General features: G+C 68.4%; 16 protein-coding genes. 12 read left to right on the forward strand and 4 right to left on the reverse strand.

All coding sequences use genetic code 11. The features are described 5' to 3' along the window. The first annotated feature begins 180 nt into the window (after nt 1-180). On the forward strand, nt 181-657 hold the full coding sequence (locus HSX14_RS23930; protein WP_173176043.1) for an ester cyclase: 477 nt from the start codon (nt 181-183) through the stop codon (nt 655-657). A 68-nt stretch (nt 658-725) separates the two neighbouring features. Next, the gene (locus HSX14_RS23935) at nt 726-2,588 is read left to right on the forward strand and encodes an NAD(P)/FAD-dependent oxidoreductase (RefSeq protein ID WP_173176041.1); all 1,863 of its coding nucleotides are present in this window, start codon (nt 726-728) and stop codon (nt 2,586-2,588) included. 79 nt (nt 2,589-2,667) lie between these two features. On the opposite strand, the gene HSX14_RS23940 is transcribed toward HSX14_RS23935, so the two are convergent. Beyond that, the gene (locus tag HSX14_RS23940) at nt 2,668-3,237 is read right to left on the reverse strand and encodes an NADH-quinone oxidoreductase subunit E (RefSeq protein ID WP_173176039.1); all 570 of its coding nucleotides are present in this window, start codon (nt 3,235-3,237) and stop codon (nt 2,668-2,670) included. Nucleotides 3,238-3,349: 112 nt separating this feature from the next. Here HSX14_RS23940 and HSX14_RS23945 point away from each other — a divergent pair, with 112 nt between their 5' ends. The 4 genes from HSX14_RS23945 (at nt 3,350) to HSX14_RS23960 (ending at nt 7,432) form a co-directional block, all read left to right on the forward strand. Further along, nucleotides 3,350-3,850 (forward strand): LEA/WHy family protein, encoded by a 501-nt coding sequence (locus HSX14_RS23945; RefSeq protein ID WP_173176037.1) that lies wholly within the window; start codon nt 3,350-3,352, stop codon nt 3,848-3,850. 7 nt (nt 3,851-3,857) lie between these two features. Next, nucleotides 3,858-4,061, forward strand: coding sequence for an SEC-C metal-binding domain-containing protein (locus tag HSX14_RS23950; protein WP_173176035.1), 204 nt, complete (start codon nt 3,858-3,860; stop codon nt 4,059-4,061). Between the two features lie 96 nt (nt 4,062-4,157). Beyond that, nucleotides 4,158-4,808 (forward strand): glutathione binding-like protein, encoded by a 651-nt coding sequence (locus tag HSX14_RS23955; protein WP_173176033.1) that lies wholly within the window; start codon nt 4,158-4,160, stop codon nt 4,806-4,808. A gap of 83 nt (nt 4,809-4,891) precedes the next feature. Next, the gene (locus tag HSX14_RS23960; RefSeq protein WP_173176031.1) at nt 4,892-7,432 is read left to right on the forward strand and encodes a penicillin acylase family protein; all 2,541 of its coding nucleotides are present in this window, start codon (nt 4,892-4,894) and stop codon (nt 7,430-7,432) included. 303 nt (nt 7,433-7,735) lie between these two features. Here the strand turns inward: HSX14_RS23960 and HSX14_RS23965 are convergent, their stop codons facing one another. Continuing rightward, nucleotides 7,736-8,893: a sterol desaturase family protein gene (locus HSX14_RS23965; protein WP_173176029.1), complete on the reverse strand. Its 1,158-nt coding sequence runs from the start codon at nt 8,891-8,893 to the stop codon at nt 7,736-7,738. A gap of 191 nt (nt 8,894-9,084) precedes the next feature. Between HSX14_RS23965 and HSX14_RS23970 the strand changes: the two genes are divergently transcribed. The 4 genes from HSX14_RS23970 to pdeM are packed head-to-tail and all read left to right on the forward strand — an operon-like array spanning nt 9,085 to nt 14,913. After that, nucleotides 9,085-10,101, forward strand: a complete 1,017-nt coding sequence (locus tag HSX14_RS23970) for a ligase-associated DNA damage response exonuclease (protein ID WP_173176027.1) — start codon at nt 9,085-9,087, stop codon at nt 10,099-10,101. Then, nucleotides 10,098-11,762, forward strand: coding sequence for an ATP-dependent DNA ligase (locus tag HSX14_RS23975; RefSeq protein WP_173176025.1), 1,665 nt, complete (start codon nt 10,098-10,100; stop codon nt 11,760-11,762). The genes HSX14_RS23970 and HSX14_RS23975 overlap by 4 nt, the downstream gene beginning before the upstream one ends. Further along, a complete protein-coding gene (locus tag HSX14_RS23980; RefSeq protein ID WP_173176023.1) occupies nt 11,759-14,254 on the forward strand; it encodes a ligase-associated DNA damage response DEXH box helicase in 2,496 nt (831 codons plus the stop codon). The genes HSX14_RS23975 and HSX14_RS23980 overlap by 4 nt, the downstream gene beginning before the upstream one ends. Then, entirely contained in the window at nt 14,251-14,913 is a 663-nt protein-coding gene (gene pdeM / locus HSX14_RS23985) for a ligase-associated DNA damage response endonuclease PdeM (RefSeq protein WP_173176021.1), read from the forward strand. Before HSX14_RS23980 ends, pdeM begins: the two co-directional genes overlap by 4 nt. A 167-nt stretch (nt 14,914-15,080) precedes the next feature. On the opposite strand, the gene HSX14_RS23990 is transcribed toward pdeM, so the two are convergent. Continuing rightward, nucleotides 15,081-15,761 carry an NUDIX domain-containing protein gene (locus HSX14_RS23990; protein ID WP_173176019.1) on the reverse strand — a complete coding sequence of 227 codons (681 nt, stop codon included), beginning with the start codon at nt 15,759-15,761 and terminating at the stop codon, nt 15,081-15,083. After that, on the reverse strand, nt 15,758-16,363 hold the full coding sequence (locus tag HSX14_RS23995) for an adenylyltransferase/cytidyltransferase family protein (protein WP_173176017.1): 606 nt from the start codon (nt 16,361-16,363) through the stop codon (nt 15,758-15,760). Before HSX14_RS23995 ends, HSX14_RS23990 begins: the two co-directional genes overlap by 4 nt. A gap of 47 nt (nt 16,364-16,410) precedes the next feature. On the opposite strand from HSX14_RS23995, the gene HSX14_RS24000 reads away from it, so the two are divergent. After that, a complete protein-coding gene (locus tag HSX14_RS24000; protein ID WP_397468711.1) occupies nt 16,411-17,100 on the forward strand; it encodes a nicotinamidase in 690 nt (229 codons plus the stop codon). A 2-nt stretch (nt 17,101-17,102) separates the two neighbouring features. After that, the gene (gene pncB, locus HSX14_RS24005) at nt 17,103-18,308 is read left to right on the forward strand and encodes a nicotinate phosphoribosyltransferase (RefSeq protein WP_173176012.1); all 1,206 of its coding nucleotides are present in this window, start codon (nt 17,103-17,105) and stop codon (nt 18,306-18,308) included. Nucleotides 18,309-18,321 lie beyond the last annotated feature (13 nt).

Below are 18,321 nucleotides of genomic sequence, written 5' to 3' on the forward strand. Positions count from 1 at the left end.
AATGCTCATGTACCGCAGTACATTCCGCTTTCTCCGCGCTTCTCGCCTAGCCCGCCCTGCGCGCTCGGCACTCAGCGCTCCATGGCACCTCCCCCTGTAGGGGCGAATTCATTCGCCCGCTTTTCCCTCACCACAGGCTCCGCTTCAAAACCGCTGCACCCCACCCCCAGGAGAACCGAAATGCGAACCACCCTGCGTAGTTTCAGCTTCATCCTGCTGTGCGCCGCCACCGGCCTGGCCCAGGCCGCCGGTGATGCCAGGTCCGTCGTCGAGGGCTACATGGCCGCCTGGAATGCCCACGATGCGGACAAGGCCGCCACCTTCCTCGCCGAGGATGCGGAATACTTCGACGCCACCGTCGGCACCCCGCAGAAAGGCAAGGCCGCCGCCCGCGACAACGTCATCAAGGTGTTCATCGGCGCGGTGCCGGACCTGAAATGGAAGATGACCAGCGAGCCCATCGTCGGGCCCGACGGCATCGCCTTCCAGTGGGAGTTCAGCGGCACCAACAGCGGCGCCTGGGGCGCGGAAACCCCGGCCACCAACAAGCCCCTGAAGTTCGAAGGGGTCAGCTTCGTGCGCATCAAGGACGGCAAGATCGCCTACCAGGGCGACTACTACGACGCCCTCGGCTTCAATAAGCAACTGGGCTGGTAAGCCCGACGTGGCGCCCGGCACGACCCGGGCGCCACGCATAAAAAACGACAACGCCTTGCAGGTACACCATGACCATCACCCGCCGCGACTTCCTCAACGGCGCTGCCCTCGCCATCGGCGCCGGACTCACTCCGCTGCAGCTGCTCCAGGCCGCCCCCTCCGGCCGCTACTACCCGCCCGCCCTCACCGGCCTGCGCGGTAGCCACCCCGGCGCCTTCGAGGTGGCGCACCAGATGGGCTGGGAAAAGAAGGTGTTCGATACCGACGGTCTGAAGATCGAGGAGGAATACGACCTGGTGGTGGTCGGCGGCGGCATCAGCGGGCTCGCCGCGGCCTGGTTCTACCGCCAGAAGCACCCGCAGGCGCGCGTGCTCATCGTCGAGAACCACGACGACTTCGGCGGCCACGCCAAGCGCAACGAATTCCAGGCCGGCGGCCGGATGATCCTCGGCTACGGCGGCAGCGAAGCCTTCCAGTCGCCCAAGAGCCTCTACAGCAAGGAGGTCAACGGCCTGCTCAAGCAGCTGGGCGTGGACATCGACCGCTTCGAGACCGCCTTCGACCGCGACTTCTACCCGGGCCTGGGCCTGTCGCGCGGGGTGTTCTTCGACAAGGCCGGCTTCGGCCAGGACAAGCTGGTGACCGGCGACCCGACGCCCATGGTGGCCGACGACATCGCCCCGGAAAAACTCAACGCCCGCAGCTGGCGCGCCTTCATCGAGGACTTCCCGCTGCCGGAAGCCGATCGCCAGGCGCTGATCGACCTGCACGAGGCACCGCGCGACTACCTCGCCGGCAAGAGCCGCGAGGAGAAGGAAGACCACCTGGCCAAAACCAGCTACCAGGACTTCCTGCGCAAGGACGTGGGCCTGAGCGAGGCGGCCACCCGCTATTTCCTCGCCCGCACCAACGACTTCTCGGCCCTGAGCATCGACGCCGTGGCCGCCGCCGACGCCTACTCGGTGGGCTTCCCCGGCTTCGCCGCCATGGACCTCTCCCCCGTCAGCGAAGAGGCCAAGGCGGAGATGGAAGAGCCGTACATCTACCACTTCCCGGACGGCAACGCGTCCCTGGCGCGCCTGCTGGTGCGCGGGCTGATCCCGGCCGTGGCACCGGGCAAGGGCATGGACGACATCGTCCTCGCCGACTTCGACTACGCCAAGCTCGATCAGCCGGGCAGCCCGGTGCGCCTGCGCCTGAACAGCACCGTGGTCAGCGTGCGCAACCGCGACGGCGGCGTGGACGTCGGCTACAGCCGTGGCGGCCAGCTGCACCGGGTGCGCGGCAAGCACACGGTGCTGGCCTGCTACAACATGATCATCCCCTACATCCTGCGCGACCTCTCCGCCGAGCAGGCCCACGCGTTGTCGCAGAACGTGAAGTTCCCGCTGGTGTACACCAAGGTGGTGATCCGCAACTGGCAGAGCTTCCGCAAGCTCGGCGTCCACGAGATCTACGCGCCGAACCAGCCCTACAGCCGGGTCAAGCTTGACTACCCGGTGGACATCGGCGGCTACCGCCACCCACGCGACCCGAACCAGCCCATCGGCCTGCACATGGTCCACGTGCCCACCAGCCCGAACATGGGCATGGACGCCCGCACCCAGGCGCGGGTCGGTCGCACCAAGCTCTACGGCATGAGCTTCGAGCAGATGGAGACGGCCATCCGCGACCAGCTCCAGGCCATGCTCGGCCCGGCCGGCTTCGACCACCAGAAGGACATCCTCGGCATCACCGTGAACCGTTGGTCCCATGGCTACGCCTATTTCGCCAACAGCCTGTTCGACGACGAAGACGAGAGCGAGAAGCTGATGAACCTGGCGCGCACCCAGGTCGGCAACGTCACCATCGCCAACTCCGACGCGGCCTGGAGCGCCTACGCCCACGCCGCCATCGACGAGGCCTGGAGGGCAGTGGGCGAGCTGGGCTGACGCCGCGCCGAAGACGGGGATGCCCACGCCACAGATGAAAAAGCCCGCCGATCGGCGGGCTTTTTTCATGGGCGGGCACTCACTCCTGTATGCGCAGGTGCGAGGTATCCGGCGGAGGCGCGGCCGGGGCGGCCTTGGCCTGGCCCATGTCGCTGCCCACCGGCGCCAGGCTGAACTGGCTCAGGTCGACCTTGGGCGCCTGCGCCTCGGCCTTGGCGTCCTGCAGGTCCGCCCCCACCGGGGCGATGCCGAAGTCCGGCGCGTCCACCTCGGCGAACGCCGCCATGTATTCGTCACGCGGCGCCACTTTCAGGCGCCCCACCGGAGCGCCCTCCCCAGACGGCTGGGCCACCGGGGCGCGCGGCGCGGCGACCGGCTCCTGCACGGGCGGCGGCGCCAGCTCCACCTCCTCGATCTCGACGTCCATCGACACCACGTCCACCACCGCACCGGCACGCTCAAGCGTTGCACGATATTTCTCGGCGGCGGCCTCATCGAGGTTGTTCTTGATCACGATGCGCCTGCCGGAAAACAGCATGGCGATGCGTTGCGCGTCAGCCTGGAAGAGCTTGGCCATGTTGGCCTGCACCAGCTCCAGCCGGGCTCCCGGAACCAGTTGGCCGGAGAAAGCGATCTCGTAGCGGCTCATGGTCACACTCCTGTCCGAAACAGACCGCAGTATGGCGCAGGTTTTTTTCTGCAAACAACAAGTTGCAGCCAAGCAGTTGCTTGTTACACTTGAGCGTCGATGGAGTAATGCAATGTTTTCTCAGGCGCAAACGATAAGAATTCTCAGCCTAATGATGTTACTGGCCCTCCCTCTTTCGGGCCTGACGGGATGTTCCACCTGGATGACCGGCGGCTTCCGCGATCCGGACGTGCGGCTGGTCAAGGTCGATGTGATCAAGGCGAAACTCCTCGAGCAGCAGTTCCTGCTGCGCTTTCGCGTGGACAACCCCAACGACGTCAGCCTGCCCGTCCGCGGCCTGGTCTATACCGTCCACCTCAACGACGTGAAGCTCGCCTCCGGCGAGTCCAGCACCTGGTTCACCGTGCCCGCCAATGGCCACGAGACCTTCGATGTCCCGGTGCGCACCAACCTCTGGCGCCACATGAAGTACATCGTCAAGCTCCTGGAGAAGCCCGACGAGCCGATCCACTACCGCCTCGAAGGCGAGGTGAAGACCGGCCTGATGTTCGGCAAGAGCGTGCACCTCTCGCGCAATGGCGAGATAATCCCGGGCAACTACATCCCGGAGTGACCTTTCCATGAGTCAAGAACCCCATGTCCATGGCCCCGACTGCAACCACGACCATGATCATGACCACCACCACGATCACGGCCACGTGCACGGCCCGCACTGCAACCACGGCCCGCAGGAGCCGGTGCGCAACCCGCTGAAGGAAGTGGGCCGCAACGATCCCTGCCCCTGTGGCAGCGCGAAGAAATTCAAGAAATGCCACGGCGCCTGATCCCCGCCAGTGCAACCAAGGCCCGTCTAGCACGGGCCTTTTCGTTGGCGTGGGGAATCCTTTAGGCTGGCCGCCCGCATCCTGAGGAGTCCCACCATGATCGACCTCTACTACTGGACCACCCCCAACGGCCACAAGATCACGCTGTTCCTCGAGGAGACCGGCCTCCCCTACCGGATCCACCCCATCAACATCGGCAAGGACGAGCAGTTCCAGCCGAGCTTCCTCGAGATCGCCCCGAACAACCGCATCCCCGCCATCGTCGACCACGCCCCGGCGGACGGCGGCGAGCCGCTGTCGCTGTTCGAGTCCGGCGCCATCCTGCTCTACCTTGCCGAGAAGACCGGGCGCTTCATCCCCGCCGACCTGCGCGGCCGCGAAGAAACCCTGCAGTGGCTGTTCTGGCAGATGGGCGGCCTCGGCCCGATGGCCGGGCAGAACCACCACTTCAACCGCTTCGCCCCGGAGAAGGTGCCCTACGCCATCCAGCGCTACGTGAAGGAGACCGCCCGTCTCTACGGCGTGCTCGACAAGCGCCTGGCCGACCGCCCCTTCGTCGCCGGCGCCGAGTACGGCATCGCCGACATGGCCATCTATCCCTGGATCGTCCCGCACACCTACCAGGAACAGGACCTCGACGACTTCCCCAACCTCAAGCGCTGGTTCCAGAGCATCCAGGCCCGCCCGGCCACGATCCGCGCCTATGAACTGGTGGAAAAGATCAACCCCGCCGCCGCTAAAAAGTAGGGCCAACGGCGCTTGCGCAGTGCGAGGCCGCTCTCTAACGTAGCGCGTTTGAAAACCGCCGCCTCTTCGGGAGATACCGCTCCATGGCCTCGCCTGCGCCCAAGCGCTTCCTGCCTCGTTTCTGCCTGGCCGCCGCCCTCGGCGCCATGGTCGCGCTGACCGGTTGCCAGTCCTGGCTCGACAGCCGCTATTCCGACAGCCTGCCCCCCACCTCCGGCTTCAAGCCGGTCAAGGGCCTGGCGCAGAGCGTCTCCATCCGCCGCAACCCGCTGGGCATGCCGCTGATCGAGACCACCACCTTCCACGACGCCCTGTTCGCCATGGGCTACGTGCACGCCTCCGACCGCCTCAGCCAGATGGTCGGCCTGCGCCTCATGGCCGAGGGCCGCCTGGCCGAGATGGCCGGCCCCGGCGTGCTGGAAGTGGACCGTTTCATGCGCGCGGTGAACCTGCGCAAGAGCGCCGACATCCTCTACAAGAACGCCTCCCCGCGCCTGAAGTCCTTCTTCGAGGTCTATGCACGCGGCGTCAACGCCTACCTCTTCCAGTACCGCGACAAGCTGCCGATGGACCTCGCCGAGTCCGGCTACAAGCCCGCCTACTGGAAACCCGAGGACTCGGTGCTGGTCTTCAGCCTGCTCAACTTCGGCCTGGCGGTGAACCTGCAGGAAGAGATCGCCTCGCTGGTCATGGCGCAGAAGGTCGGGGCCGACAAGGTCGCCTGGCTGCTGCCCACCTACCCGGACGAGAACCTGCCCTTCGACGAAGCCGACAAGCTCAAGGGCCTCAACCTCGGCGGGCAGATCCAGGGCCTCGCCGCCATCGACCAGGCCGCCGGGCAGCTGGCGGGCCTGAACATGCTCGGCGTCGCCGCCTCCAACAACTGGGCCATCGCGCCCCAGCGCACGCGCAACGGCAAGAGCATCCTCGCCAACGACACCCACCTGCCGCTGGCCATGCCCTCGTACTGGAACTTCATGCAGATCCGCTCGCCGAAGTTCCAGGCCGCAGGCGTCACCATCGCCGGCGTGCCCGCCGTGGTCGCCGGCTTCAACGGCAAGCTGGCCTGGGGCATGACCATGGTCATGGCCGACAACCAGGACCTCTACCTGGAGAAGGTCAAGCGCGAGGGCAACCGCCTCTACTACCTCGCCGACGGCAAATGGCAGCCGGCCATCGAGCGCAACGAGACCTTCTTCATCAAGGGCGAGCGGCCGATCCGCGAAACCCTCTACGAGACCCGCCACGGCCCGCTGCTCAACTCCGTGCTCGGCCAGCGCAAGCACCCGCTGCAGCCCCTGGAGATGAAGAGCGGCCTGGGCATCGCCCTGAAGACCGCGCAGTTCGAGAACGACCAGACCCTGGACGCCTTCTTCGACCTGTCCCGCGCGCAATCCGTCGAGCAGGCCAGCGAGGCGACGCGCTCGATCCGCGCCATCGGCCTCAACCTGCTCACCGCCGATGCCCAGCACATCGCCTGGCAGGTCACCGGCCGCTACCCCAACCGTCGCGAAGGCCGTGGCCTGATGCCCTCCCCCGGCTGGGACGGCCGCTACGACTGGGACGGTTTCGCCGACCCCATGCTGCACCCCTATGACCAGGACCCGACCCAGGGCTGGCTCGGCACCGCCAACCAGCGCACCGTGCAGGGCGGCTATGGCGTGCAGCTGTCCAACTCCTGGTTCTACCCGGAGCGGGCCGAGCGCATCGCCCAGCTCGCCGGCAGCGGCAAGCACGACACCCGCAGCACCATCGCCATGCAGTACGACCAGACCACGCCCTTCGCCGCCAAGCTCAAGGCGATGTTCGAAGACCCGGCCATGGCCCAGCCGCTCAAGCAGGCCATCGACGCCCTGCCCACGGCCGAGCGCGACAAGGCCCGTGAAGCCCTGAGCCGCCTGCTGGCCTTCGATGGCGACCTGCGCCCGACCTCGGCCGATGCGGTGTTCTACGAAGCCTTCCTGCAGGAAAGCGCCAGGCAGATCTTCCAGGACGAACTCGGCCCCGAAGGCAGCCCGGCCTGGCAGGCCCTGGTGGAAACCGCCAACCTCTCCTACTCCGCCCAGGCCGACCACCTGCTGGGCCGCGCCGACAGCCCGTTCTGGGACGACGTGCGCACAGCGCAGAAGGAAGACAAGCCCGCCATCCTCGCCCGCAGCCTGGCCGCCGCCGTCAGCTTTGCCGAAGGCAAGCTCGGCACCGACCGCAAGGCCTGGCAGTGGGGCAAGCTGCACAGCTACACCTGGGCCACCGAAACCACCAGGCTGGCGCCCTTCATGAGCGCCAGCCAGCGCACCGGGATCAACGCCATCCAGGGCTACCTGGACCGTGGCCCCTACCCGGCCGGCGGCGACATGAACACGCTGAACGTCTCGGCCTACGAGTGGGGCAACGACTTCGACACCTGGCTGATCCCGGCCATGCGCATCATCGTCGACTTCGGCCAGCCGGAACCCATGATCGGGCTCAACAGCTCCGGCCAGTCCGGCAACCCGGCCAGCCCCAACTACGCCGACGGCATCGACGCCTGGCTCAAGGCCCGCTACATGAGCTTCCCCTTCCAGTCGCAGAACCTCGACAAGGTCTACGGCACCAAGCGGCTGATGCTCACCCCGCAAAAATGATCGCCCGGGGCGGGAACTAACCGCCCCGGCACTGTCTATGTAAGCGGACTTACTCCATAGATCACATCATTTCAGGGCGCCCTCACCGGCGCCCTTTCTTTTGCCCGCGAAAAGGCCTCGTAGGTTGGGCTGAGGCACGAAGCCCAACGCACCGGAGCCCGTCCCGGCCGCGATGTAGGGCCTCGCCGGCTCGGCGCCAACCTACGGACGTAGCCCGGGCTTCAGCCCGGGAATCGGCAAAAAGGGAAAGGTGAAGAACCAGAAGCAGCGGCCCATGCATTACACATGGGCCGCCGTCGAAGGTCAGGACGCCTTCGGCTTCACCGGTGCCTTGGGCTCCGGCTTCTGGAAGGGGTACAGGTGCTGGCGCAGGATGCCGTCCGGCAGCGGCTTGCCGAACACGCCGTAGCGGGTCGGCCACTCCTTGGGCGGCAGCTTGAAGGTGCCGAACAGCATGTCGACGATCGGCAGGTGGATCGCGTAGTTCTTGTAGATGTAGTCCGGGTGCCGGGCGTGGTGCCAGTGGTGGTAGCGCGGCAGCACCAGCAGGTAGTTCAGCCAGCCGCCGTCGATGCGCACGTTGGCGTGGGCCAGCACCGCCTGCACGCCCACCAGGATCACGTAGGCATTCATCGCCTGGGGCGAGAAGCCCATCAGCATCAGCGGCACCAGCACCCCGGTACGGGTCAGCAGGATCTCCACGAAGTGGATGCGCGAGCCGGCCAGCCAGTCCATCGCCGTGCTCGAGTGGTGCACCGCATGGAAGCGCCACAGCCAGGGCACCACGTGGTACAGGCGGTGCAGCCAGTACTGGCCCAGGTCCGCCACCAGCACCGCGAGGATGAACTGCAGCCAGACCGGCAGCGACTGCACGCCCGCCTGGAAGGCCGGCGACACCGCCCAGCCCCCCAGCAGCGTGGACGAGGCGGTGACGAAGATCAGGATGAACTGCACCAGCATGTGGCTGACGAAGAAGTACGCCAGGTCCGTGCGCCAGTGGGGGCGCAGGATGTTCTGCTGCGGGTCCTTGGCGTAGAGCTTCTCCAGCGGGATGAACACGATGGCCGAGACCAGCAGCGCCAGCACGAACCAGTCCAGCCCCAGGGAATAGGGGGTCTGGCCGATGGTCTCGAACTGGATGTTGGTGCCGCCGAGGAACACCGCCAGGCCCGAAGCGGCGATGCCGGTGAAGCCCAGCCGCTTGCGGCGGTTGAGCAGGATGTTGAGCGTGCCCAGGGAGAACGACGCCACCAGCCCCACCAGCAGCACGCTGCGGGCGAACTGCTCGCTGTAGACCTTGCGGAACTCGGCGAAGGTCAGCCATTCGGGGAACAGGAAACACAGCACCGCGCAGAGGCTGAGCAGCCCCAGCGCCGCGGAAAGATAACCGCTGATACGCCCCTCGCCGATCCGGAACGGATCATGACCGTGGCGCTGGAAATAGGCCTTGATCGCCTGCATTCGCACATCCTCCATGAAGTCGGCAGAAAAGCCGCTCCCGATCTTGACGTCCACACCCCGTTCCAGGCCACCTGTTCCGACGAACACCCGGGACTTCCGTGACCTGTTTCGCGATCCCGAGGCGAACTAGCCAGCCGAACCAACCGAACCCGACCATGCTCATAGACATGAGCCCACAACGAGGCAGCCCCATGGACCTGGTCGTCGCGAGGCCCGAAGGCCTCTACTGTCCGCTCGGTGACTTCTACATCGACCCCTGGAAACCGGTGGAACGTGCCGTCATCACCCACGGCCACGGCGACCACGCGCGCACCGGCAACGGCCATTACCTGGCGACCAGCGCCGGCGCCGGCATCCTGCGTGCACGCCTCGGCGACATCCGCCTGCAGACCCTCGACTACGGCGAGCGCCTGGAGCACGGCGGCGTCACCCTCAGCCTGCATCCGGCCGGCCACGTGCTCGGCTCGGCCCAGGTGCGCCTGGAGTACCGGGGCGAAGTGTGGGTGGCTTCCGGCGACTACAAGACCGAGGCCGACGGCACCTGCGCGCCCTTCGAGCCGGTGCGCTGCCACTGCTTCATCACCGAATCCACCTTCGGCCTGCCCATCTACCGCTGGCAGCCGCAAGCCGCCCTGTTCGCCGAGATCGACGCCTGGTGGCGCGCCAACCAGGCCGCCGGGCGCGCCAGCGTGCTGTTCTGCTACGCCTTCGGCAAGGCCCAGCGCATCCTCCATGGCATCGACGCGAGCATCGGCCCGATCCTCGTCCACGGCGCCATGGAGCCGCTCAACCGGGTCTACCGCGAAGCCGGCGTCGCCCTGCCGGAAACCCGCTACGCCGGCGACATCGCCCGCAACGACCCACTGCTGCGCCAGGCCCTGGTCATGGCCCCGCCCTCCGCCGGCGGCAGCACCTGGATGCGCCGCTTCGGCGACTACAGCGACGCCTTCGCCAGCGGCTGGATGATGCTCCGCGGCACCCGCAGGCGGCGCGGCGTGGACCGCGGCTTCGTGCTCTCCGACCACGCCGACTGGCCCGGCCTGCTCTGGGCCATCGAGCAGAGCGGCGCCGAGCGGGTGTTCGTCACCCACGGCTCGGTCAACGTGCTGGTGCGCTACCTTAGCGAACAGGGCCTGGACGCCCAGGCCTTCAGCACCGAATACGGCGACGAGGACGAACCGGCCAGCGCCCCGGAGGCGACCCCGTGAAGGATTTCGCCGAGCTCTACGGCCGCCTCGACGCCAGCACCTCCAGCAATGCCAAGCTGGCCGCGCTGCAGGACTACTTCGCCAGCGCCACGCCCGAGGACGCCGCCTGGGCGGTGTACTTCCTCAGCGGTGGCAAGCCGCGCCAACTGGTGCCGGTGCGCCAGCTGCGGGAGATCACCCTGGCCATCACCGGCCTGCCCGAATGGCTGTTCGAGGAGAGCTACCAGGCGGTGGGCGATCTCGCCGAAACCATTTCCCTGCTGCTGCCACCCAGCGTCCAGCGCTCCGACGAGGGCCTCGCCACCTGGGTCGAGGAGCACCTGCTGCCCCTGCGCGGGCTGCCCCCGGCGGAACTCGCCGCCCGCCTGCCGCCGCTCTGGGCGCGCCTCGACCGCCTGAGCCTGCTGGTGTGCCTGAAGCTGGTCACCGGGGCCTTCCGGGTCGGCGTCTCGCGCCTCCTGGTCACCCGCGCCCTGGCCAACCTCACCGGCCTCGATCCCAAGCGCGTCGCCCAGCGCCTGGTCGGCTACACCGACGCCTCGCGCCCGCCCAGCGCCCAGGGCTACGCCCGGCTCATCGCCGAACAGAGCGAGGCCGAGCACCTGGAACGCGGCGGCCTGCCCTACCCCTTCTTCCTCGCCCACCCGCTGCAGGCGGAGGTCGGCACCTTCGCCGACCTGCTCGGCCCGCCGGCGGACTGGCTGGTCGAATGGAAATGGGACGGCATCCGCGCCCAGCTGGTACGCCGCGACGGCCACCTGTGGATCTGGTCGCGGGGCGAGGAGCTGGTCAGCGAGCGCTTCCCGGAACTGCACGGCCTGGCCCATGCGCTGCCCGAAGGCACGGTGATCGACGGCGAGATCCTGGTGTGGAAGGACGGCCGCGTGCAGCCCTTCGCCCTGCTGCAGCAACGCATCGGCCGCAAGCGCCTGACGCGCAAGGTGCTCGACGACGCCCCCGTGCGCCTGGTGGCCTACGACCTGCTGGAGTGGCGTGGCGAGGACTGGCGCCAGCGCCCCCTGGCCGAGCGCCGCGAACGCCTGGAGCAATTGCTGGAGGAGCTGAGCGACCCGGTGCTGGAGCTGTCCCCCGAGGTGCGCGGCGAAGACTGGCATGACCTCGCCCGCCAGCGCGAGGGCGCACGCGCCCTGGGCGTCGAAGGGATGATGCTCAAGGCCCGCGACGCGCTGTACGGCGTCGGCCGCACCAAGGACCAGGGCACCTGGTGGAAATGGAAGCTCGACCCCTACAGCGTCGACGCCGTGCTGATCTACGCCCAGCGTGGCCACGGCCGCCGCGCCAACCTCTACACCGACTTCACCTTCGCCGTCTGGGAGGGCGACGACGCCACCGCCGAGCGCGCCCTGGTGCCCTTCGCCAAGGCCTACTCGGGCCTCACGGACGAGGAAATGCGCCAGGTCGACGCCATCATCCGCCGCACCACGGTGGAGAAGTTCGGCCCGGTGCGCAGCGTCACCCCGACCCTGGTGTTCGAACTGGGCTTCGAAGGCATCGCCCTGTCCAAGCGCCACAAGAGCGGCGTCGCCGTACGCTTCCCGCGCATGCTGCGCTGGCGCCGCGACAAGCCGGTGGCCGAGGCCGACACCCTCGCCAGCCTCCAGGCACTGCTCGCCGATGCCCCGCCGGAGCCCGAGGCTTGAGCCGCGCGCCCCGCCCCTCCTCGCGCTGGTTCGACAGCCGCGGCTGGCGCCCCTTCAGCTTCCAGAAGGCCCTCTGGCGCGCCGTCGCCCAGGGCCGCTCCGGCCTGCTCCACGCCACCACCGGCGCCGGCAAGACCCACGCCGCCTGGTTCGCCGCGCTCGACCTGCTGGCCGGCACCGCCCCCACCCGCAAGGCACCTGGCAAGGGCCAGGTGCTGCCGCTTTCGGTGCTGTGGATAACCCCCATGCGCGCCCTGGCGGCCGACACCGCCCGCGCCCTGCAGGCGCCCATCGACGAACTCGGCCTGCCCTGGAGCCTGGGCCTGCGCACCGGCGACACCGGCAGCGCCGAGCGGGCCCGGCAATCGCGCAACCTGCCCAGCGTGCTGGTCACCACGCCGGAAAGCCTGACCCTGCTGCTGACCCGCGCCGACGCCGCCCAGGCCTTCGCCGGGCTGCGCATGGTGGTGGTCGACGAATGGCACGAACTGCTCGGCAACAAGCGCGGCGTGCAGCTGCAACTGGCCCTGGCGCGGTTGCGCCGGTGGAACCCCACGCTCGCCACCTGGGGCCTCTCCGCCACCCTCGGCAACCTGGACCACGCGCTGCAGGTGCTGGTGCCCGGCGGCGACGGCCTGCTCCTGCAGGGCGAACAACGCAAGCGCCTGGAGGTGGACACCCTGTTGCCGGCCAACGTCGAGCGCTTCCCCTGGGCCGGGCACATGGGCCTGCGCATGCTGCCGCAGGTGGTCGCGGAGCTGGAGTCCAGCGCCAGCAGCCTGGTGTTCACCAACACCCGCGCGCAGTCCGAAGCCTGGTACCAGGCCCTGCTGGCGGCGCGGCCGGACTGGGCCGGGCTGATCGCCCTGCACCATGGCTCGCTGTCCCGCGAGGTGCGCGAGTGGGTCGAGAACGGCCTCAAGCAGGGCCGGCTCAAGGCGGTGGTGTGCACCTCCAGTCTCGACCTGGGGGTCGATTTCCTCCCCGTGGAGCGGGTGCTCCAGGTAGGCACCGCCAAGGGCGTGGCGCGGCTGATGCAACGGGCCGGCCGCTCCGGCCACGCGCCGGGCCGCGCTTCGCGGGTGACCCTGGTGCCCACCCACAGCCTGGAACTGGTGGAGGCGGTGGCCGCGCGCCAGGCCATCGCCGAGCGCCGCATCGAAGCGCGCCTGAGCCCGGAGAAGCCGCTGGACGTGCTGGTCCAGCACCTGGTCAGCATGGCCCTGGGCGGTGGCTTCACGTCCGCGGCGATGCTCGCCGAGGTGCGCAGCTGCTGGGCCTACCGCGCCCTGGGCGACGACGAATGGGCCTGGGCCCTGGCCTTCATCCGCCACGGCGGACACTCCCTCACCGCCTACCCCGAGTACCGCCGCGCCGAGCCCGACGGCGACGGCCACTGGCACGTGCCCAGCGCGCAGCTGGCGCGACGGCACCGGCAGAGCATCGGCACCATCGTCAGCGACGCCAGCCTGCAGGTGCGCTTCTGGGGCAAGGGCGGCGCGGCCGGCTCCCTGGGCAGCATCGAGGAAGGCTTCATCTCGCGCCTGCGCCCGGGCGATGCCTTCCTCTTCGCCGGCCGCCCGCTGGAGCTGGTGCGGGTCGAGGACATGACCGCCTACGTGCGCCGCAGCACCGCACGCAAGGCCGCCATCCCGCGCTGGAACGGCGGGCGCATGCCGCTTTCCAGCGAACTGGCCGACGCCCTGGTGCACCAGTTGGGCGAAGCCGCGCGAGGCCATTACGACAGCTCGGAGCTGAAGCTGACCCGGCCGCTGCTGGAGCTGCAGCAGGCCTGGTCGGCGCTGCCCGACGAGCACTGCCTGCTGGCCGAGCGGTTGAAGAGCCGCGAAGGCTGGCACCTGTTCCTCTACCCCTTCGCCGGCCGCCAGGTGCACCTCGGGCTGGCCAGCCTGCTGGCCTGGCGCCTGGCCCGGCAGCGCCCGGTGAGCTTCTCCATCGCCGTCAACGACTACGGCCTGGAGCTGCTGGCGGCCACCGAGGTGGACTGGGCCGAGTGCCTGCGCCCCGACCTATTCAGCGAGCACGCGCTGCTCGACGACCTGCTGCACAGCCTCAACGCCAGCGAGCTGTCGCGCCGGCGCTTCCGCGAGATCGCCCGCATCTCCGGGCTGGTGTTCGCCGGGCGCCCCGGCGCCAGCAAGAGCACACGCCAGCTGCAGGCTTCCAGCGGGCTGTTCTTCGATGTGTTCCGCCAATACGACCCGGACAACCTGCTGCTGCACCAGGCCCGCGAGGAAGTGCTGCGCCAGGAACTGGACCTGCCGCGCCTGGAGGATTGCCTGCGGCGCATCCGCGAGCGCGAACTGCGCCTGGTGGAGGTGCCACGCCCGACACCGCTGGCCTTCCCGCTGCTGGTGGAACGCTTCCGCGAAGGCCTGAGCAGCGAGAAGCTGGCCGACCGCATCGCGCGCATGGTCGAGCAACTGGAACGCGCCGCCGACAAGCCGCCACGCCGGAGCCGCGCGCGATGAATGCCGCACTGGAGGTGGCGCTGGCCGGCACCCGCGTCCTGCTGCTGGCCGACCGCGCGCTGTACTGGCCCGAGGAAGGCTGCCTGCTGGTGGCCGATATCCATTTCGGCAAGGCCGCCAGCTTCCGCCGCCTCGGCCAGCCGGTGCCCAGCGGCACCACGGCGGCGAACCTGCGCCGCCTGGACAACCTGCTGCACGAACATGGCTGCCGCCGGCTGGTCTTCCTCGGCGACTTCCTGCACGCCCGCCAGGGCGCCGACGCCCCCCTGTGGCCGGCGCTGGCTGCCTGGCGTGCCGGCCATCCGGAGCTCTCCATCGACCTGGTACGCGGCAACCACGACCGCCATGCCGGCGACCCGCCCGCCGCCCTCGGCTTCACCCTGCACAACGAGCCGCTGGCCCTCGGCCCCTTCGCCCTGCAGCACGAGCCCGAGCCGCACCCGGCGCTGCACGTGCTGGCCGGCCACCTGCACCCGACCTTCCGCCTGCGCGGAGCCGGTCGCCAGAGCCTGCGCCTGCCCTGCTTCCACCTGGGCGAAAACCTGAGCCTGCTGCCGGCCTTCGGTGAGTTCACCGGCGGCATGGAGCAGGCCAGCGCAACGGGTTCACGGATCTTCGTCTGCGGCGACGGCGGCGTCTGGCCCGCCCGCCATAGTTGATCGCCGCCTGGCTTGTTCGCCATCCATTAGCCGCAGGATGTCGACTTTTTTGCTGTTTTTCTGAACTTACGCGCCAGGCAACACTCAGAACCTATGCATTGTTCATTGCTCCCTGGCGCCCACGTTGGCGCCTATTTTTTTGCCCGGAATTCGCCCTGGCCGCGCTGTCAGGACAGCACGCTGCGGTCGAAGGTGAACACGCCGCCTTCCGCCGGGCAGTGCTCCAGCACCTTCTGCGGGCGGCCCATCTTCGGGTGGTTGTGTTCGCCGGTATCCAGCACCCAGCCCTGCCCCTTCATCTTCTCCAGGCGCCCGCGCAGGGTGGTGTGCTGCACCGCCTGGCCGAGGCAGGCCTGGAAGGCACCCAGGGCTTCGGTGACGGTGAAGCGCCGGGGCAGCAGGTGCAGCGGCAGGGAGGTGTAGACCGACTTGCCGGCCAGTCGCTCGCGGGCCTGGCGCACCAGCTGGTCGTGGTCGAAGGGCAAGCCGCTGGCCTCGTCCAGCGGCAGGAAGCGCAGGTCGGCGTCACTCAGTTGCGTGTCGGGCTCCAGCAGGGCGAGGTAGAAGGTCGACAGCGACCAGCCTCGCGGGTCGCGCCGGGCGTTGCCCACGGTGGCCACCTGTTCCAGGTGCTGCGGGCGCACCCGTGCCTTCTCCGCCAGGGCCCGGGTGGCGGCGGCGTCCAGGTCGGCGTCGTCGCAGCGGCCGTTGACCAGCACGCCCGGTAGCGCCCATTCGCCCTCGAAGGGCGCCTGGGCCCGGCGGATCAGCAGCAGCTCCAGCCCCTGGGCTTCGTTCAGGCGCAGCGCGACGATGTCGACGCTGGCCAGTACCTGTGCAGAACTCATTGCAGCTCCCTATAGATATCCAGTTCACCCTGCACTTCCGGCAGGCACCAGGCCGGCGGCAGCGCCAGGCCCTCGCGCAGGTGCAGGCGGATGGCCGAACTGTGCAGCTGCAGCGTCTCGTCCGCCACCAGCAGGCCGAAGCGCTCGCGCAGCTCCGCCCCGCGATGGAAGCCCGCCACCTGGGGCAGGTTGTCTTCACCGATGACCAGGGCGATGTCCTCCGGCATTACGCCGTGCTCCGCGGCCAGCGCCTGCAGGAGGTCGTAGCTGTACACGGCCGCCGCGCCGGGCGCCAGCCGCGCCTCGATGGGGTCGCAGCGTACCCGCGCCGGGTCGATGCGCGCCGCCAGGCGCTCCAACCAGGCACAGCGCACGGCGAAATCGACCATGCGCTTGCCGTGGGCGTGGCGGTGGCTGGGCACCAGCAGCACCTGCTCGGCGCATTCCAGTACCCGGCGCACCACGCTTTCATGGCCCGGGTGGGGCGGGTCGAAGGCGCCGCCGTACACCGCCAGGCCAAAGCGCACGGGCGCGGGCTCGGCCTGGCCGGCCGGGTAGGCCCGCAGGCTGGAATCGGGAAAATCCTGCCGACTGTTTCTCATCGCTGTCCTCCTGTGATCAAAGAGTGCTTGACGACATATTACACGAGATGGAATATGTAGCCAGCCGCAACCGAACGAGGAACGCAGCCATGAAAATCGCCAGCTTCGATGTCGACGCCCAGAAAGGCTTCACCCCCCTCTGCCCCGCCGAACTCCCGGTGCCGGGCGGCGACGAGATCGCAGCGCACCTGAACCTGCTGGCCCGCCGCGCCGAGCTGCGCATCGGCAGCAAGGACGCCCACAGCCCGCAGGCCGCCTGGGTCGTGCCCAGCCACGCCGAGATGCTCGCACCGCTGCCCCTGGCCAATGCCGACATCACCTGGGTCAGCCACTGCGTACCGGGAACCGCGGGCTTCGAGCTGCTCGACGAGCTGCCCCAGCCGCTGGACTACGACTACTTCGTGTGGAAGGGCGTGGAGCCCGACCTGCACCCCTACGGCGCCTGCTACCACGACCTGGCCGAGCGCCGCAGCACCGGGGTGATCGAATTCCTCCGGCAGAACGCGGTCAGCCATGTACTGGTGGGCGGCCTGGCGCTGGACTACTGCGTGAAGACCACCGCGCTGCAACTGCGTCGCGCCGGCTTTGCGGTTATCGTCTACCTCCCGGCGTGCCGGGCAATCGCCGACGCCACGGCACAAGCCGCGCAACTGCAGATGAACGAACTGGGCATCACGCTGTGCGCCAGCGAGGCCGAACTGGACGCCTTGCTGAACAGCATCGAGAAGGAGAGCTGATCATGGCCGAGAGCGTGTTTTCCGACCGCATCGTGCAGAACCTGCTGGACACCGATTTCTACAAGCTGACCATGATGCAGGCGGTGCTGCACAACTACCCCAACGCCGAGGTGGAGTGGGAATTCCGCTGCCGCAACGCCGAGGACCTCAAGCCCTACCTGGCGGAGATCCGCTACCAGATCGAGCGCCTGACGGAAATCTCCATCACCGCCGACCAGTTGGCCTTCCTGGAGCGCATCCCCTTCATCAAGCCGGACTTCATCCGCTTCCTCAGCCTGTTCCGCTTCAACATGCGCTACGTCCAGGCCGGCATCGAGGACGACCAGCTGTGCATCCGCCTGCGCGGCCCCTGGCTGCACGTGATCCTCTTCGAGATCCCGCTGCTGGCCATCGTCAGCGAGGTGCGCAACCGCTACCGCTACCGGGAGGTGATCCTCGAGCAGGCCAGCGAGCGCCTGTACCAGAAGCTCGACTGGCTCAAGGGCGAAGCCAGCGCCAGCGAGCTGGAAGGCTTCCAGATCGCCGACTTCGGCACCCGCCGGCGCTTCTCCTACCGGGTGCAGGAAGAGATGGTGCACATCCTCAAGCGTGACTTCCCCGGGCGCTTCGTCGGCACCAGCAACGTGCACCTGGCCCGCGAGTTCGACATCAAGCCCATCGGCACCATGGCCCACGAATGGCTGATGTCCCACCAGCAGCTGGGCCCGCGCCTGATCGACAGCCAGATCGCCGCGCTGGATTGCTGGGTCCGCGAGTACCGGGGCCTGCTCGGCATCGCCCTGACCGACTGCATCACCACCGACGCCTTCCTCAAGGACTTCGACCTGTACTTCGCCAAGCTCTTCGACGGCCTGCGCCACGACTCCGGCGACCCGCTGGAATGGGCCGAGAAGTGCATCCGCCACTATGAAAGGCTCGGTATAGACCCGCAGACCAAGACCCTCGTATTCTCCGACGGCCTCGACCTGCCCAAGGCGCTGGAGCTATATCGCGCCCTGCACGGTCGTATTCACGTCAGCTTCGGTATCGGGACCAACCTGACCTGCGACATCCCCGGTGTCGTGCCCATGAACATCGTGATCAAGATGACCGCCTGCAACGGCCAGCCGGTGGCGAAGATCTCCGATACCCCGGGCAAGACCCAGTGCCGCGACGAGAACTTCGTCGCCTACCTGAAACACGTATTTCGCGTATCAGACGCGCGCTAGCGCCGAGGAACCA

Source organism: Pseudomonas tohonis (assembly GCF_012767755.2).
GTDB lineage: Bacteria > Pseudomonadota > Gammaproteobacteria > Pseudomonadales > Pseudomonadaceae > Metapseudomonas > Metapseudomonas tohonis.

Excerpts from the sequence above, each read along its gene's own strand:
- HSX14_RS23940 (WP_173176039.1), bottom strand. The coding sequence starts at position 3,237 with ATGAGCCGCTACGAGATCGCTTTCTCCGGCCAACTGGTTCCGGGAGCC.
- HSX14_RS23935 (WP_173176041.1), top strand. The coding sequence starts at position 726 with ATGACCATCACCCGCCGCGACTTCCTCAACGGCGCTGCCCTCGCCATC.
- HSX14_RS23960 (WP_173176031.1), top strand. The coding sequence starts at position 4,892 with ATGGCCTCGCCTGCGCCCAAGCGCTTCCTGCCTCGTTTCTGCCTGGCC.
- HSX14_RS23970 (WP_173176027.1), top strand. The coding sequence starts at position 9,085 with ATGGACCTGGTCGTCGCGAGGCCCGAAGGCCTCTACTGTCCGCTCGGT.
- HSX14_RS23990 (WP_173176019.1), bottom strand. The coding sequence starts at position 15,761 with ATGAGTTCTGCACAGGTACTGGCCAGCGTCGACATCGTCGCGCTGCGC.
- HSX14_RS23950 (WP_173176035.1), top strand. The coding sequence starts at position 3,858 with ATGAGTCAAGAACCCCATGTCCATGGCCCCGACTGCAACCACGACCAT.
- HSX14_RS23955 (WP_173176033.1), top strand. The coding sequence starts at position 4,158 with ATGATCGACCTCTACTACTGGACCACCCCCAACGGCCACAAGATCACG.
- HSX14_RS23995 (WP_173176017.1), bottom strand. The coding sequence starts at position 16,363 with ATGAGAAACAGTCGGCAGGATTTTCCCGATTCCAGCCTGCGGGCCTAC.
- pncB (WP_173176012.1), top strand. The coding sequence starts at position 17,103 with ATGGCCGAGAGCGTGTTTTCCGACCGCATCGTGCAGAACCTGCTGGAC.
- HSX14_RS24000 (WP_397468711.1), top strand. The coding sequence starts at position 16,411 with ATGGAATATGTAGCCAGCCGCAACCGAACGAGGAACGCAGCCATGAAA.
- pdeM (WP_173176021.1), top strand. The coding sequence starts at position 14,251 with ATGAATGCCGCACTGGAGGTGGCGCTGGCCGGCACCCGCGTCCTGCTG.
- HSX14_RS23930 (WP_173176043.1), top strand. The coding sequence starts at position 181 with ATGCGAACCACCCTGCGTAGTTTCAGCTTCATCCTGCTGTGCGCCGCC.
- HSX14_RS23945 (WP_173176037.1), top strand. The coding sequence starts at position 3,350 with ATGTTTTCTCAGGCGCAAACGATAAGAATTCTCAGCCTAATGATGTTA.
- HSX14_RS23965 (WP_173176029.1), bottom strand. The coding sequence starts at position 8,893 with ATGCAGGCGATCAAGGCCTATTTCCAGCGCCACGGTCATGATCCGTTC.